13 protein-coding genes are annotated in these 16,268 nt (G+C 51.8%); 7 read left to right on the forward strand and 6 right to left on the reverse strand.

Annotated elements, in window-relative coordinates:
- Positions 1 to 4: 4 nt before the first annotated feature.
- From BMX66_RS08400 to gspG, 4 genes are all read right to left on the reverse strand, one after another.
- Positions 5 to 832, reverse strand: a complete 828-nt coding sequence (locus tag BMX66_RS08400; RefSeq protein WP_090880831.1) for a hypothetical protein — start codon at positions 830 to 832, stop codon at positions 5 to 7.
- Entirely contained in the window at positions 813 to 2,471 is a 1,659-nt protein-coding gene (locus tag BMX66_RS08405; protein ID WP_090881113.1) for a GspE/PulE family protein, read from the reverse strand. Before BMX66_RS08405 ends, BMX66_RS08400 begins: the two co-directional genes overlap by 20 nt.
- Before the next feature lie 445 nt (positions 2,472 to 2,916).
- A complete protein-coding gene (locus tag BMX66_RS08410; RefSeq protein WP_090880834.1) occupies positions 2,917 to 4,101 on the reverse strand; it encodes a type II secretion system F family protein in 1,185 nt (394 codons plus the stop codon).
- Positions 4,102 to 4,107: 6 nt separating this feature from the next.
- Positions 4,108 to 4,542, reverse strand: a complete 435-nt coding sequence (gene gspG, locus BMX66_RS08415) for a type II secretion system major pseudopilin GspG (protein ID WP_090880837.1) — start codon at positions 4,540 to 4,542, stop codon at positions 4,108 to 4,110.
- 379 nt (positions 4,543 to 4,921) lie between these two features.
- Between gspG and BMX66_RS08420 the strand changes: the two genes are divergently transcribed.
- The 7 genes from BMX66_RS08420 (at position 4,922) to BMX66_RS08450 (ending at position 14,309) form a co-directional block, all read left to right on the forward strand.
- Positions 4,922 to 5,545: a LexA family protein gene (locus BMX66_RS08420; RefSeq protein ID WP_090880840.1), complete on the forward strand. Its 624-nt coding sequence runs from the start codon at positions 4,922 to 4,924 to the stop codon at positions 5,543 to 5,545.
- Between the two features lie 17 nt (positions 5,546 to 5,562).
- Positions 5,563 to 6,327: a translesion DNA synthesis-associated protein ImuA gene (gene imuA / locus BMX66_RS08425; RefSeq protein WP_255398869.1), complete on the forward strand. Its 765-nt coding sequence runs from the start codon at positions 5,563 to 5,565 to the stop codon at positions 6,325 to 6,327.
- Entirely contained in the window at positions 6,287 to 7,795 is a 1,509-nt protein-coding gene (locus BMX66_RS08430; protein ID WP_090880843.1) for a Y-family DNA polymerase, read from the forward strand. The genes imuA and BMX66_RS08430 overlap by 41 nt, the downstream gene beginning before the upstream one ends.
- 2 nt (positions 7,796 to 7,797) lie before the next feature.
- Positions 7,798 to 10,950, forward strand: a complete 3,153-nt coding sequence (locus tag BMX66_RS08435; protein ID WP_090880847.1) for an error-prone DNA polymerase — start codon at positions 7,798 to 7,800, stop codon at positions 10,948 to 10,950.
- A gap of 1,395 nt (positions 10,951 to 12,345) precedes the next feature.
- Positions 12,346 to 12,549, forward strand: coding sequence for a hypothetical protein (locus tag BMX66_RS08440; RefSeq protein ID WP_090881118.1), 204 nt, complete (start codon positions 12,346 to 12,348; stop codon positions 12,547 to 12,549).
- Positions 12,550 to 12,553: 4 nt separating this feature from the next.
- A complete protein-coding gene (locus BMX66_RS08445) occupies positions 12,554 to 12,832 on the forward strand; it encodes a DUF5395 domain-containing protein (RefSeq protein ID WP_090880851.1) in 279 nt (92 codons plus the stop codon).
- A 22-nt stretch (positions 12,833 to 12,854) separates the two neighbouring features.
- Positions 12,855 to 14,309, forward strand: a complete 1,455-nt coding sequence (locus BMX66_RS08450) for a putative sulfate exporter family transporter (RefSeq protein ID WP_255398870.1) — start codon at positions 12,855 to 12,857, stop codon at positions 14,307 to 14,309.
- An 86-nt stretch (positions 14,310 to 14,395) separates the two neighbouring features.
- Here the strand turns inward: BMX66_RS08450 and BMX66_RS08455 are convergent, their stop codons facing one another.
- The gene (locus BMX66_RS08455; RefSeq protein WP_090880857.1) at positions 14,396 to 15,112 is read right to left on the reverse strand and encodes an MAE_28990/MAE_18760 family HEPN-like nuclease; all 717 of its coding nucleotides are present in this window, start codon (positions 15,110 to 15,112) and stop codon (positions 14,396 to 14,398) included.
- Positions 15,109 to 16,260, reverse strand: coding sequence for a DUF262 domain-containing protein (locus BMX66_RS08460; RefSeq protein WP_090880861.1), 1,152 nt, complete (start codon positions 16,258 to 16,260; stop codon positions 15,109 to 15,111). The genes BMX66_RS08455 and BMX66_RS08460 overlap by 4 nt, the downstream gene beginning before the upstream one ends.
- Between the last annotated feature and the right edge of the window lie 8 nt (positions 16,261 to 16,268).

Genomic DNA, 16,268 nt, shown 5'->3' on the forward strand with positions numbered 1-16,268 from the left:
CAACTTACGCTGCCCCGGTCACGGCAGCCGACAGGAAATGCGGATAATGCAGCGGAGCAGGCGGTCCTTCGGTCTGCAGCGGAACAACCCGCCACCCACAATCATCTGGGAGGGTAAACTCCGGGTGCTCAGGGGCAAAAAGATAGACAGGTTCCACCGCCTCCCCGGGCGTGGAAAAAAGCAGTGCTTCACGCTCAAGCGCCGCAAGCAGTTCGTCTTCCAGTGGATGCCACATCCTCTGATTGCTGATTCGTCGCCATGCGCCACCCTCCAGTGAGGCCAGGCAAAGACGGCCGGTCTCTATCAAGGCAAACCATGCCCGGCTGTTACCGAAGCGGTTGTGCCAGTGATCGAATACTCGGGTGAGGTAGGGCTCTATGCCTTTCAGCCTCATCCCGGACTGGACGGCAAGCTCTTGCAATTGTTCGATAAGCCTGTTCTCTACCGCTGCACAGACAGCCCCCGTCCCCGGATCCCAGGAACTGACGCTGAGCGACCACTCCGACGCCCGCTCTCCGTATACCTCGCGCATTTGAAAAGCGGCGTAGGTGTGCAATTCCTCGGGCGTTTCGATCCTTGACTGCGGGGGTATCACCGCGTATCGCACGAAATGATTGGAGATAATAATGGAGAGTTCTGCGCCCGTTTCATTGGCAAGCATCTGTTTCAATTGTGCAAGCACCGCTTCCCACACCGGGGCGCCGGGTATCCGCTCGCACACCGCTGCACGCCGGTCAGCCTGCTTCGGCTTTATCCCTCGATATGAACGTATCAGGTCGACTCGGCCAGGAGCAAAAAAAACCTGAATCCGATCACGCCACAATAGTGACACGATTGGCCTCCTGTAAACTCGTTTGCCCATTCCGTACCATGTTCAGCGCCGCTTCGCGCAGGAAGCGGGTACCGCTTCGCCTGGCCGCCTCTTTTATCCGGCGTATGGGCTCGCGCGCAACGATGAGTTCGCGAATTTCATCGTTCAACACCAGCATCTCCGCGATTGCATTGCGTCCGCGATAACCGCTTCCCCGGCATTGGCCGCATCCCCTGCCATTGCGGAACTTGAATTCGCCAGCCTGCCCGGCATCAATTCCGGATTCCGCAATCAGCCGCTCGTCCGGACGCTCCTCCACTGCGCAATGCGTGCAAAGCAGACGCACCAACCTTTGGGCGGCAATGCCATTGAGGGCGGAAACGAAACTGTAGGGGTCCACTCCCATGTGCGAAAAACGGCCGATGACATCGAAAACGTTGTTGGCATGGACCGTGGTGAATACAAGATGACCCGTCAACGCCGCCTGTATGGCGATTTGCGCTGTTTCCGGGTCGCGGATTTCGCCAACCATTATCTTGTCCGGGTCGTGGCGCAGAATCGAGCGCAAGCCGCGTACGAAAGTCAGTCCCTTTTTTTCGTTGACAGGTATCTGCAGCACACCGGGCAACTGGTACTCTATGGGGTCTTCGATGGTGATGATTTTATCGTAGCCCTTGTTGACTTCCGAAATCGCGGCATAAAGCGTCGTAGTCTTGCCGCTACCGGTTGGACCTGTAACGAGCAACATGCCATAGGGTTCCGAACTCAGGCGGCGTAAATTCGAGATGGTGGTTTGGTCGAACCCGAGATGATCAAGGGTCAGGCCTTCAACATGATCGGCCAGCGCCTGGCGGTCTAGAATCCGCAACACCGCGTCCTCCCCGAAAGCGCTGGGCATGATCGATACGCGAAAGTCGATCTCCCGTCCCTGAATGGAAATCTTGAAGCGGCCGTCCTGCGGTACGCGACGCTCGGCAATATCCAGATCAGACATCACTTTGATGCGCGAGATGACCTGTTCCGCCAGATCTGCACCCTGCATCACGCCAATCGTGGTAAGTACGCCATCGATCCGGTATTTGATGGATAATGCGCCCGCCACCATTTCAAGGTGGATATCGCTTGCCTGTGATTTATGGGCGTCATATAGCGTCGAATGCACCAGCCGCACCACGGGGCTGGTGCCCTCGTTTATCGTCTTTAGCGAAAGATCTTCCTGGCCGGACTGTACAGAGCCATGTTCCGCCGCAGGAAGCACGCTGTCCATTGCGCGCATAGTCTGCTCCTGCTGTGCGAAAAAAGCAGAGAGATCGGCCGGATGGACCAGATGCCATATCGCTGCGACATCGATATATTCCTCGGCCCAGGCTCCCAAGCTGGGAGAAAAAGGGTTCCCAATGGCGAAAATATGGCGCCCATCCTGCTGGAGTAAAGCGCATTCCCTGGTAACGGCTTCGCTGAAAGGCAATATTTCGAACGCGGGAGTGGCCGACCGCAGACTCTCCATTGTCAACACGGGCATCCGAAGCAACCGGCCCAGTTCCGCAACGAGTTGATCCGGCCCATATCCGCAAGTTTCTTCCAGGATGCTGATCGCCGAAACGCCTCGCTTCGACGCCTCGCTGCGCGCCTCGGCAAGCTGATAGGCATCAATCGGCATGGCGGACGAGGGCAGGGAAACCAATCCCGCTTCGCCAGATTTTTCCGGGCGCAACGGTGATATGAACTCCCTTTGCCCCAGATCACTTTCCTTATTCAATGCTACCCCGACAGATGCGTTCATAATCAAATCCCTTCACACTATTATTGAACGATTCAGGAACAGACCACCGCAAGAAAAACGTGAAATTCCGCCTGCAATTCTATTTTTACGAGCGGAATCTCGTAGAGCGCCAGTATGGGGAGCGACCAGGTAGAAATTCAGCGGCTGAATTCTGCCGCTGGTATCGGCTCATGCCGAACGGTGGATATTATTTATTATTAACAGCTATTCGGTACGGCCAATAGAGTCTATAGCCGCAGAACTTGCCAATCCATCCTGAAAGAGCAGTTACCCATCGATATCTGGATGTGCAACCTGCCATGAAGAGCGCTTGATTAATTACTCACCCGACACTTCCCGCCAGTTGGAATATCGGCATATACATGAGGATGATGATTCCTCCGATCACACCACCGATCACAGCCATTAACAACGGTTCGATCAGCTTGGTCATCCACTCCACCCAGCGTGCAATTTCTTCATCGTGAAAATTTCCGATGCGTTCCATCATATCTCCCATGAGGCCGGTCCTCTCGCCCACCCGCAGCATGCGATTGCCAACCGCCGTAGTCAGCCCTTCCATCTCCATCGCACTGGAAATTGTTTTTCCCTCGCGGATGCGGGCGGCGGCAGCCTGAACTCTTGGCCTGAAGTGCGGCTCGAGCAAGCCAGCCACCATTTCCAGCGCTTTGACAATCGGAATGCCACCACGCAACAACATGCCCAGAGTCCGGTAAAAACGCGCAAGCTGATAAACCCGCATCCGTTCTCCGATGGCTGGAATGCGCCATAATTGTTGTGCCAACCGCACTTTGAAAGATGACCGGGTTATCGCGTAGACAGTAATGGTTAGCACGGCCATTGCAATCCCTGCCAGTTGCCAGCCCTGCTCATGCACGAAATGCCCCCATCGGATGAGTAGCACGGATAACCAGGGTAAGTCCGCCCCGATATCCTCATAAATGGCGCTGAACTTTGGAACCACGAAAATCAGCAGAAATGCCGCTACCAGCAGCCCGATTATCAGCAGGAGAACCGGGTAAATCGAGGCGCCGATCAGCTTCTTTCGAACCAGGTCCATCTGGGTCTGATAGGCGATAAAACGTGTCAATGCTTCAGGCAGATCGCCGGTGCGCTCGCTCGCCCGTGCGGTAGCGATGTAGAGCGGCGGGAAAGCTTGCGGATAGAATTCCAGTGCCCGCGAGAAGTTAATTCCCTCATAGAGCCGCGCAAGAAGCCCCTCGATGATCTTGCGCACACCCGTATCCTGCTCTTTATCAGCCAGCGTCTCAATGCTCTCCACCAGGCTGAGCCCGGCTACCAGGAGGGAAAGCAGCTCCTGACTGAAATGTGCGAGGGGAAAACGTGATCTGGGCTTTGGCATCCACCCGGTGAATCTCCGCCGGATATTCAATACTGCCCCGCCCAGGGCTATGACTTGAAGACGCGCATCTTCCCTGCTATCGGCATCGAGTTCCAGGAATACCATGCCCTGTCCGGCCAGTACGGCTTTTACTTCATATCGCATCGCAACCTACCAGTTCGTGATATCCGCTGCTTCACCCGTGCCGCCAGACTGGCCATCCTTGCCGTAGGAAAATAAATCATAGTCCCCATGCTCGCCGGGATATTTATAGACATATGGCTTCCCCCAGGGATCGGGCGGCACTTGCTTTTTGAGGTAAGGCCCCTGCCATTTCAGCTCGTTGGGCGGGCGTGTCATCAACGCATCCAACCCTTGTTCGGTGGTTGGATAGCGCCCGGTGTCCAGCCGATATTGATCCAGCGCTTTCTCGAGGGAATCAATCTGGGCTTGAGCCATCTTCACCTCGGATTTTCCCACTTGGGAAAAATACTTGGGCGCCACATAACCCGCCAGCAAACCGATGATGACCATTACAACCAGCAACTCAAGCAGCGTAAACCCATATGACACCCCGGCGGATTGCTGAATGCGCCAATGCTTCATCTAGTACCCCCTAATCTACTCATAGGCTTTGCAGAACTACGCAGAGTGTAAGCGCCCTTGCTGACAAAACGATTACAGAAAATGGCGAGGCGGCTGAAACGATTGGACTAAATGCCAACGGGGTGGCATTCGTGGTGCTTGCAAGCCCTACTGCGACCGTAGCGCTGGCGGCCTGATTGCAGAGGTTTTATATGGGAAAAACAATAAAAAGCAAAACCCCGTATAAAAAATGTGGGCATTATAGCAAAACCAGCACAAGTTGAGCAGGGGAACCGATCAATTGTCTGAATGGGTTTACACCAATAAATGATCCGCTTGAATTGAATTGAGGACAATTGTTCTCTATAATGAGGACAATTGTTCTCAATTCATTTTTATCATGCAGCAACTGGATATCTTTTCCTACCTCGGCAAGCTTCAGGATTACTATGCCCGGGAAAAAATTATTCCCTCGACAACGCAATTGTCTGTGCTGTGGAACGGAAAGGCGCGTTCCTGGACACATCAGATCGTTCAGCGTTTAAAGGAAGAAGGCTTTCTGGAAAATGCGCCGGGTGGCCGGCTACGTCCGGGGCCCCGCTTTTTCGAGCGAACGGTCGGGCATACGGTCCGGGCGGGATTACCCCAGCAGGCTTCGGATGTTCAGCCTGAATTGCTGCGCATAGACGATTATCTTATCGAGAATCCCTCTCAAACCATTCTGTTTCCCGTCAAAGGCGATTCGATGACTGATCTGGGAATACTCGAGGGCGATATGGTGATTATCGAACGCAGCCATTCGGCTTCGCCCGGTCAGATTGTATTGGCAATCGTGGATAACGAATTCACGCTCAAAGTCCTGTCCAAAGATCAGGAAGGTTATTACCTCGAAGCGCGAAACGACAGGCGAAGCAAGGACTACCCGCCCATCCGGCCCGAGCAGGAACTGGAAATCTACGGGTTTTACGTCGGCCTGTTCCGAAAAAACCGGATTGCGGGACACCGCCTCGGTTCCAGCCGGTAATCGATGAAGGTTGCGCCATGTCAATGCTCGCCCCCTCGACCTCGGCGCCCTCGGCATCCTCGACTCCGCCATCGCTTTTACAGATCGAAGCACGATTCAAAAACAGGATCTGGCGTGGAGATGCATTGGGATCTTCAACTGATCCGATTATTTCCAGCGGCTTCGATAAACTGGACAAGGAATTGCCCGGAGGGGGATGGCCTACTCGCAATCTCATCGAGTTATTGCTGCCGGCAGAAGGGCTGGGGGAAATAAGATTATTGAGTCCATCGCTTGAGCAGACCACCCGGAGCGGGAGGAATATTCTATTGGTGAGTCCGCCTTATATTCCTTATATGCATGCATGGGAACACCTAGACATCGATAGCCAGCGTATTGTGATTGCCAGGGTTTACAAGCCTGCCGAGCGATTATGGGTGCTTGAACAGGGCATCAAGAGCGCCGCCTTCGGGACTGTTATCGGCTGGCTACCCGAGGTAAGCCAGCAAACGACACGCAGGCTGCAAATCATTGCGCGAACCGCCACCAGCCTCGTTTTCCTGTTCAGACCGGTAAGCGCGCAATTTGAACCCTCCGCAGCCCCGTTAAGAATACTGCTCGATTCAGGGCGAAGACATACTCTCTCCTTGTACCTGCTGAAGCGCCGGGGGGCTCCGCTTGCCTTGCCGATTCGCATCTCTCTCCCCTGGACCAGAAGCTTCTCCAGCTCCATTGCGTCCTTGCCCGCTTCAGCCCGACACCATGCTGTGGATCGCTCTTCATTGCCCGACATTATCGCTTGACTGGATTGAGCGCCGGTTTCCCGCTGCGTTGATTCCTGCAATGGCGGTGACTGTTCGCAAGGGTAACCAAGTGTATATCCAGCAGGCCAATAAGCCGGCGCAACAGCAGGGCGTGACGGCTCATCAATCCCTGGCCAGTGCTTTGTCTCTTTTTCCTGATCTGGTAGTGGTGGAGCATGATCCGAACGAAGAAATGAAAGCGCTGCAAGAAGCGGCATATGCTGCCTTGCGTTTCACGCCAAATATTGTGATGCAAGGCAGCGGCCTCATTGCTGAAGTTTCCGCCAGCCTGAAATTGTTTGGCGGTCTGAAAAAGTTGTGCCAATTACTCAACCGGGCAGTGGCTGCGCAAGGCCTGCAACTCTGCGCGGGTGTTGCTCCTACCGCTGGGGGAGCATGGCTGCTGGCGCGCTCCGCATCGCCGCAAACCGTCATCAACGGGGCAGGTGCCAAGTTCCGTTCAATGCTCGATTCCCTGCCCGTCAGTTTGCTGGAATCGGCCCAGCCTCATCTTGAAGTTATTCACGGCATAGGCTGCAAAACGCTGGCGGAGTTACAGCAGTTGCCGCGCGGCGGAATAGCACGCCGATTTGGTCCGAAGTTGCCGATAGAACTGGACCGTGCCTATGGCGACTCTCCCGATCCGCAAAAGTGGCTGGAAGTACCGGAATATTTTCAGCAAAAAATGAGATTGATGGCACAAGTTGAAAGTGTCGAATTATTGCTGGTTCCCGTGCAACGTATGATCGAGCAGATGTGCGGCTGGCTGGCTGCTCGACACGCGGCGGTTTCGGCATTTTCATTTGTTTTGCACCACGAATATTCCCTCCGTCAGCCGCACAAATCCACTCCCATAAACATAAGGCTTTCTGAACAAAGCAGTGATTCCAGGCATTTAATGATTTTGCTCCGCGAACGTCTGGAGCGTACGAAAATAATCGTCCCGGTTTGGGAACTGGAGCTGATAGCCGACGAAATAACAACGGGGGCGGATAGCAATCTGGAACTGTTCCCCACCGCGCAATCGGAGGCAACTTCACTAAACCGGTTTATCGAGAAACTTACCTCCCGTTTAGGCTCGCAAGCCATCACGGGTTTAAAAGTTGTCTCCGACCACCGTCCGGAATGCAGCCAGAGATTTGAACCTTTGGGAATAAGTGGATTGAGGGAAACACATCGGGAAATAATCCCAACGGAATGGGCTCGCCCTGCCTGGCTGGCGGACCCCCCCCTGGAACTGAAGCTGCAACGCCACCAACCGGTCTATGGCTCGCCGTTGAAGCTGATTGAAGGGCCAGAGCGGATCGAGGCGGGCTGGTGGGATGATGCGCTGATCGCACGCAATTATTTCATTGCGGAAAATGAGCTTGGCCAATTGTTATGGATCTACTGCGAGCATACTCCGGCAGAAAAAGATAAAAAAGGCAAAGAAAGCAAGAGCTGGTATTTGCAGGGACTATTCGGGTAATCATGTATTCCCCTGTTCCCTCTTACCCTCCTTACGCTGAACTTCATTGCTGTTCCAGCTTCAGCTTCCTGAAGGGAGCGTCCCTGCCCGAAGAACTGGTGGAGCGTGCAGTAACCCTGGGTTATACCGCACTGGCCATCACGGATGAATGCTCCATGGCGGGAGTGGTAAGAGCCCACTCCGAAGCCAAAAAAGCCGGTCTGCATCTTCTGATCGGCAGCCAATTCATTCTGGAGGATGGATTACGTCTGGTCTGCCTGGCCATGAACCGGGATGGCTACGGCAATCTATGCGAGCTGATAACACTGGCAAGGCAACGTGCCGTGAAAGGGACTTACCGTATAAGCCGCGCGGATTTCGAAAGCTGCCCCGATGCGCCTCATCTTGCTCTACTGCAGGATTGCCTGGTCTTATTGATCCCTCGTTTCAATCAGGCGGACAGTTCTTTAATAGAAGACATGAACTGGGCAATGTCGCTATTCCCGGAACGCTGCTGGGCCGCTGTCGAGCTATTGCTTCATGCCGGGGAAGATCTGCTGTTCGAGAGAATACGGCAGGCATCGGATATCACGGGCATGCCACTTGTCGCCGCGGGGGACGTGCATATGCACGACAGTTCCCGCAAACCTCTGCAAGATACCATGACCGCCATCCGTCTCGGCAAACCGCTGAGCGAATGCGGTTATGAATTGCAGCCTAATGCGGAACAGCATCTGCGCACAAGATTGCAGCTGGGGCAAGCCTACCCGCCGAAACTCTTGCAGGAGACGGTTTCACTTGCGGCACGTTGTACCTTTTCGCTGGATGAGTTGCGTTATGAATATCCTGAAGAACTGGTGGAGACAAACGAAACAAACGCGGCCTACCTGCGGCGCATGGTTGAGGAAGGCATGGGGCAACGTTTTCCGCACGGCGCTTCAGACAAGGTCAGAGCACAGGTCGAACATGAATTAGAACTAATCGCCGATCTGGACTATGAACCTTACTTCCTGACGGTATTCGATATCGTAAGATTCGCCCGGTCGCAAGGTATTCTTTGCCAAGGGCGGGGATCGGCGGCCAATTCGGCAGTCTGCTATTGCCTGGGTATTACCGAGATCGATCCGGAACGCAGCAGCCTGCTGTTTGAGCGGTTTATTTCCAGGGAACGCAACGAGCCTCCCGATATCGATGTCGATTTCGAGCATCAGCGGCGCGAGGAAGTCATCCAGTATATCTACGAGAAATATGGCCGGGACCGTGCTGCCATTGCCGCCACGGTCATTACCTACCGTACGCGTTCCGCCATTCAGGACATTGGCAAGGCTTTGGGGCTGGATGTCGAAAGGATCAGGCGGCTATCCGCTTCCTTTGCCTGGTGGGATAAAACTTCGGATATTAGCCAGCGCCTGACCGAGAATGGCTTCGATCCCGACAGTCCGATCATCCGGAAGCTGGTTCAATTGATTCCAGTCTTATACGGGTTCCCGCGACATTTATCACAACATGTAGGCGGCTTTGTCATTTCAAGTGACAAGCTGTGCCGTATCGTGCCCATCGAAAACGCCGCCATGGCGGATCGCCGCATTATTCAATGGGATAAGGATGATCTGGCAGCGGTAGGGCTGATGAAAATTGACGTGCTGGCGCTAGGCATGCTATCAGCCATCCGCCGCACGCTCGATCTGGTTTCCGCCAGGCGCGGCGCGTCATTCCAGATGCAGGATATTCCGGCAAAAGATGAAGCAACATTCGACATGATCTGCAAGGCGGACACTATCGGCGTCTTCCAGATCGAATCTCGCGCACAGATGTCCATGCTGCCGCGTTTGAAGCCCCGGACTTTCTATGATCTGGTGATAGAAGTCGCTATTGTCCGCCCAGGACCGATTCAGGGGGATATGGTGCATCCTTATCTGCGCCGCAGACAGGGGTTAGAAGACGTTGATTATCCAGGCAAGGGAGTTGAAACCGCCTTGGAGCGCACCTTTGGCGTACCGATCTTCCAGGAACAGGTAATGCAATTGGCAATGCTGGCCGCCGGCTTCACCTCAGGCGAAGCCGACCAGTTGCGCCGATCCATGGCTGCCTGGAAAAGAAAAGGGGGCTTAGGCCCCTTCCATAAGAAGTTAATCGATGGAATGACCAGTCGAGGTTATACCCTGGAATTTGCTGAACGGCTCTTCCGCCAAATCGAGGGTTTCGGCGAATATGGATTTCCGGAATCGCATTCTGCAAGCTTTGCGCTGCTGGTTTATGTGTCGGCCTGGCTTAAATGCCACGAACCTGCCGCCTTCCTGTGCGCAATGCTGAACAGTCTGCCCATGGGTTTTTACAGCGCCTCACAACTGATTCAGGATGCCAGGCGGCATGGCGTTCATATCAGACCGGTGGACGTGATAGTCAGCGAGTGGGATTGCACGCTTGAAGAACAGGCAGACAATTCTTCTCAGTCTTCTCAGCTAATACAACCCGCTGTCCGGTTAGGCTTGAACAGAGTGAAAGGGATGAGCCTGGAAGCAGCCAAGCGCATTGTCGAGGCAAGGACAAGCTCATCTTTTGAAAACACGACCGATCTGGCAAACCGCGCATCGCTGAATACTGCTGAAATGCGCGCTCTCGCCAGTTCCGACGCGTTATGCACCTTCTCAGGCCATCGGCGACAAACGCTCTGGGCCGTAGCTTCCCACATAAAACAACGAGACCTGATGCGAAATGCTCCGGTAAGAGAAACGCTACCAACTATCCCGGCCGCGCCTGAAGGAGAAGAAATTACCGCTGACTACGCCAGCACGGGGCTTACCCTGCGCCGGCATCCGCTTGCACTGTTGCGTCCAAAACTAGCCAGAATGAATCTGCATTCGGCAATGGAGCTGAATAACTACCCTGCGGGGCGGCTAGTCCGAACAACCGGCATCGTGACCTGCCGGCAGCGCCCAGGAAGCGCCAATGGCGTAATGTTCGTAACACTTGAAGACGAGACCGGGATAACGAATGTCGTGGTATGGAACCAAGTTGTCCAGAAGCACCGCCGTGAGGCATTGAACTCAAGGCTTTTAACGGTGTATGGCGTATGGCAATGTGAGAGCGATGTCAGACATGTGATCGCCAAGCGGCTGGTTGATCATAGTCATTTGCTGGGTAATCTCATCGTGGGAAGCCGGGATTTTCATTAGCCCCAAATGACCGCCTGCAGCCGGATAAGCAGATTTAGGGGAAAAATAAACGGCGCGCATTGCGCGGTATGAAGCTATACGAAGCACTTGTTTTTCCTGCATTGCCATCTATAAATGAAATGCCTGCCGCGACTGCGGTTCGAGTGACAAATAACCAAACTGACTCTTACCCGGCTTCCAAATGATACGAGTTTGTAATTCGTTGAGATAAGCGAAGCCGTAACCGAACAAAGCGATGCATCAATGTTGGGCTGCGTGATAAAGCCGCAACCCGTTTAAGGGCTAACGCTAAGAGGAGATGCGAAATGAACATGAAGATACCAGGTTTTACCGCCGAGTCCTCGATCTACAGGACGAGAGGATATTACCAGGCGACGCCGGGTTTTAATGCGGATGGTAGCGTCGTACAGCCACAAGCGTGTGATCTGGCCTGCCTGGGTGAATGCAGGGAGGGCTGTGTTGGTCTCATTGGCAGGGAGCATGCTCAGTGCATAAGGTTTTGCAGGATAGAATGTGGCTGCATTTCACAGCCACCGGTATGTGGCCCGTGTCGATGCGATGCACAAACGGGTTGGTCGCAGCGATGCTGCCGCCCTGACGGAACGAATTGTTCTGAGCGGCCTTGTACACCGCCGGGAGAGGGATGCACTGTCCAGGATAATCGTACCTGCCTCCCTTGGCCGTTCGACTCTATCTGCTGGGGTAGTTGCGAGCGGACTTGCTGCCATTGGTCGGGCTGCGATCAGCTGCTCTGCGGCGTGTCGGAGTGTTGACAGTCTGCGTAGTAGGCGATGAACCAAGGGTAATGTATCGCAAGATTAAAACCAGGAGATAAATGGACCGGTCCGCATGCGGGCGCGGGCACTGACGGTCATTTCTCTCAAAGACAGCGTAAACATCTACGTTTACATGGTGGTAATCAACAAGTGTCACAGTGCGAGGAGCCACCTTGTAATTGCAATGTGCATTGATCCGTCATCGAAAGGAGGAGTCTGCCAGGTTACACATCATCATACTTGCGCTCGGCGTAATAATTGCGATCAATGCTTTTACAGATCGTCAGGCGCTCATATCCTCATTCCCATCAGTCTCGTAATAATTCCATTCGATTAGTCCGCATCTATTCTGTCGGCTTGTGCGGACCAACGCGCGTCCCCGTCGGATTACGCTTGATAATCTGAGTCGAAACAGAGTCTGGCCCTGAGGTAAAACCCGAGGTCTCGCTGAGGTATCAGAAACTACCTATTGAAAGCCATTCTCCCGAAAGCTATAGTCCAGTTGGAGTATCCGATATTCGATTTCATCCGCGAGACCGGTGTTTACGGTAATGCTCGGGGATGGGAACTCATTTCGTCTAGAAGAAATGGAAGCAGACCCTTTATCTGTGAGAAAAAGATGACAACAAACGGTATGAAGAACGGGATTGACAATCAGTCCCTTGAAGATGTCGGCAAGTTATTATCCAATCGATCCGTTCTGGGGGAACCCGAGCCATGGGAAAAGTGGGAAACCCAGCTGTGCTTGTGGAGTATAGGTATCGGTCTCGCGGGACTTCTAATCCTGGGTGTTTTAGTAGACTTGTTCCTGCTCCCCGGATAAACGGATGAAAGCCGATCTGGAGGTTCGGTTGATACATGACGGTATCAAGTGGATCGCTTACCACCCAAGTTTCGAAGCTTGTGGAGAGACTTTGCTGGAGCTGGACCAGGACCTGACCAGATGCCTGCTGGATAGGGAATTATATCCCGAGAATGTTCACGTTACCGTATTCATGGCTTTTGACTATAGCTGTATCCCGACCTGGATACGGCAGTACGCCTATCATTATTTCAATCGTTACGTCCGGTTGAATTTGAAATCACCCATATTAAAAATGCAGTAAACAGGAGCAGGAAATAAGCCAAATGAACAGAAAGTGGTATTCCGGCATGACAAGAACGGAGGACTGGTGGGCTGTCTGGCTGGGGCTCACAATGTTCGTTGCAAGCGTCGGTTCACTCTGGGGATTGGATCTGACTGGATGGATGGCAAAACCCGGCACCTGGGTATGGGGTGAATTTTCGCTTGAAACCGCATTGAAACCGAGTGCCAAACAGGGGTGGCATCCAATATCGTCCTGGCTCGTAACCTATCTGGTATTCACCACGCTGACCTGCCTGGCGGCATCAGCGATGAAATTCGACCTGAAACGGTTCCTTGCCGGATGGACCGTACTTTTTGTAATGACCTGGGCCATATGGATCATTGGACAGGAAGCCCATTTCAAGGTACCTGTTAATGAGTTCGACAAATTCGGCTTATCCTGGGGATTGTCTCTTGGGGGTGGTTTCTCTTATCTGCTGGCCCTCGTGATCGGGCTGATTATCGGTAATTTTTTCAAAGGTACTGCAAGTTTTCTCAGTGAAGCCGCGAAACCGGAATGGTTCATCAAAACGGCAATCGTGTTTCTGGGCATCAAGATTGGCATCATGTCCATGGAGGCGGCCGGTTTCATTAAAGAACTGGTCATAACCGGTGTTGCGGCTACCTTTGTTGCCTATATGCTGTTCTGGCCAATTGTCTATGCTCTCGGCCGAAGAGTGTTCCATCTGTCACGTGATGCTTCGGCCGTACTCGCTTCCGGCATTTCCATTTGCGGCGTATCGGCTGCAATAGCCACTGCCGGCGCCATCCGCGCCCGTCCGGTAATTCCAGTCGTCGTCTCGATACTGGTTGTGATCTTCGCCATGTTCGAGCTCATCATCCTGCCCGGCTTTTATACCGCAATAGCCCCAAATCAGCCCATCGTTAACGGGTCTGCGCTGGGATTGACGGTCAAAACCGATGGCGCCGATGCAGCAGCCGGCGCGATGCTTGACGAATTGATGCGGGCAAATGCCGAAACTAATCTGGGCGTGAGATGGAAGGAAGGCTGGATTTTAATGGCTTCACTGACCACTAAAATCTGGATTGACATGTTTATTGGCGTCTGGGCTTTTGTATTGGCGCTTGTATGGGTATACAAAGTGGAGCGCCAGCCGGGGCAATCCAAAGTTGGACTCATGGAAATCTGGCACCGGTTTCCCAAATTCGTATTGGGCTATCTCCTAGTGTGGATTTCATACATCATGATTGCTTCCACCGGACCTGAAACTGCCAAAACTTTGCATCAAACGTCGGCTGCGGTAGAGGGGCCAATGCGTACCATGATGTTCATGCTGACCTTCCTCAGCATCGGCGTCATAACCGATTTCAGCAAACTCAGAGGAATGGGTAAACTGGCATTGCTTTATGCGATTGCCTTGTTCGGGATCATCGCCCCGATTGCTTATGGGGTTGCATGGATATTTCATCGGGGAATGATGCCACCTACTCTTTAGCGCGCCCCGCAATCTGCTACTGACCCTACCCCGTAAGCTTCCCCATTTAAGAGACAAGCAAAAAGTAGAACTTTCTGGCAGTGACGTCATCCCCGAAAACCAGGGTAGTCATGTCCTACTACGTTTTGCAATAAATACATTTGGCTTCCAATTGCATTTGTTAAATTAGTTGTTATTCCACTCATTATTTTAAATGCGGAAGCTCTTATTGTTTCATACAGCTTTACTGAAATACCTTGTTTCGTCTCACCATGAGCTATTTTGTTCCTAAGTTTCAGCAGCTGATCTATTTCCTTTTCGTACTCTTCAAACTCTGTATATGGTAGGCCCAGTTTGAATAGATTTTTCTTGAGGACTACGGGACCAAGATTAGATTCAGTATCTACGACATCATCTGAAATTAGAACTTTGCGTTTGAAGATTTCAGATGAGTGCTCGACAAAATCTCGCTCCCGGGCAAAGAGATGTAACCGTGAGTCATCTGGATCGGTATTTTTGAATTCTTTAGCTTTTTTTACTCCGCGTAATGTAACAAACACATCATGCAGTGTAGCCGCCACGAGTGAGTAGTTTGCATCCTTACAATCCAACTGAGCCTCGTTGATTGCACTGATGTATAAACTAAACCCAAATATACAATATCCCTCAAAATTAGAATAAAGCAGTAGAATTAATGCTCGACGAAACTTGTCCTTTTCTTCCGCGCTATCTAACTTTTCACATTGGTTTTGAAAAAATAAAATTTCTTGAGTGCGCCAGGTCAACTCACCCTCGAGTTGAGCACGGAAGCTTTCGATATTCATAGCCCGACTTGTAATCGTTTCTCTACGAAAGCGATTCTATCGTTCAGAGGGCCAGGGCTATTTTTGCCACCACCCGTTGTTAATCCAACAAAAACGGGATCTAATTTGATTTGTGTTAGCAGCTTCGTCAGCTTACCTATTTGCTCTGGATCATTCTCATTTATCCCATCGATCACCGCTTGGATACCTATTGTAAAAGCTTCGTAATGGTAGACGCCGAAAGCTCTAACGAGCGCTGTCAAATTACCATTTGCTCGGCTAAAGGAATTATCACCAAGCGTAAGTTTAAGTATTCGGAACGTCTTCGCGAACACTTGCCCCTCTCTAAGATAATCAAATGGCTCAGCATGCTCCGGATCAGAAACAGCTTCCATATATTCTGTCAAAAAATCCGCAACATCATGCCTAAATTGGGCTCGCCAATTTTTAAAGGCAAAAAATCGTAGAACTAACTCCTTATCATAAGCTCCATACCATTGCACTTCTGATATAGTCGAAATGCATTCTTTAAAATCAGAATTTGAATCAGCTAAATTAATTATGAAGTCATTGAAATTTGGGTCTAACAGTCTTATTGTACAATTTCGCAGCTGCTGATGTGTTAGTGCTTCACCTCCAGTGTTTAGTCGTTTGAACATATGATATTTAAATTTCGGGTTACTGCCTTTTCTTACAACCTCCACTCGAACAAATGAACGTTTAAGCTTGATTTGTAATGCCGTCCCTAAATCGTCATATGTCTTTCCGTTCAGCGCTTTAATTATGTCGCAATCTTGTAGCTCTAATTGCTGACCTTGGACGACTGGCGGTTTTAAATGCGGTGCGTCAAGCATCCCTCTAAAATGAAGATATGAAGATAATCTTTGGAGTCCATCTATAAGCAGTTTCTTCCCATCATCTTCTTCAACTACATAAATAGGTGGTACAGGCATTTCCAACAATAGAGATTCTATAAACCTTGATCGCGCACCCTCTGTCCACAAAAATAGCCTTTGATAGTCTGGGCTTATATCCAACTCACCCTCAGCAACCATACTTGCCAATTCATTAAATGAGATATCCAGACTTTGAGTATGGACATTTCTTAATTGCAGATCGACGTCTTGAATTAGCTCTACTACTTCACTAGCTTGAGGTTGGCTTGCCATATTTATTC

The organism is Nitrosovibrio sp. Nv6, assembly GCF_900110495.1.
Taxonomy (GTDB): domain Bacteria; phylum Pseudomonadota; class Gammaproteobacteria; order Burkholderiales; family Nitrosomonadaceae; genus Nitrosospira.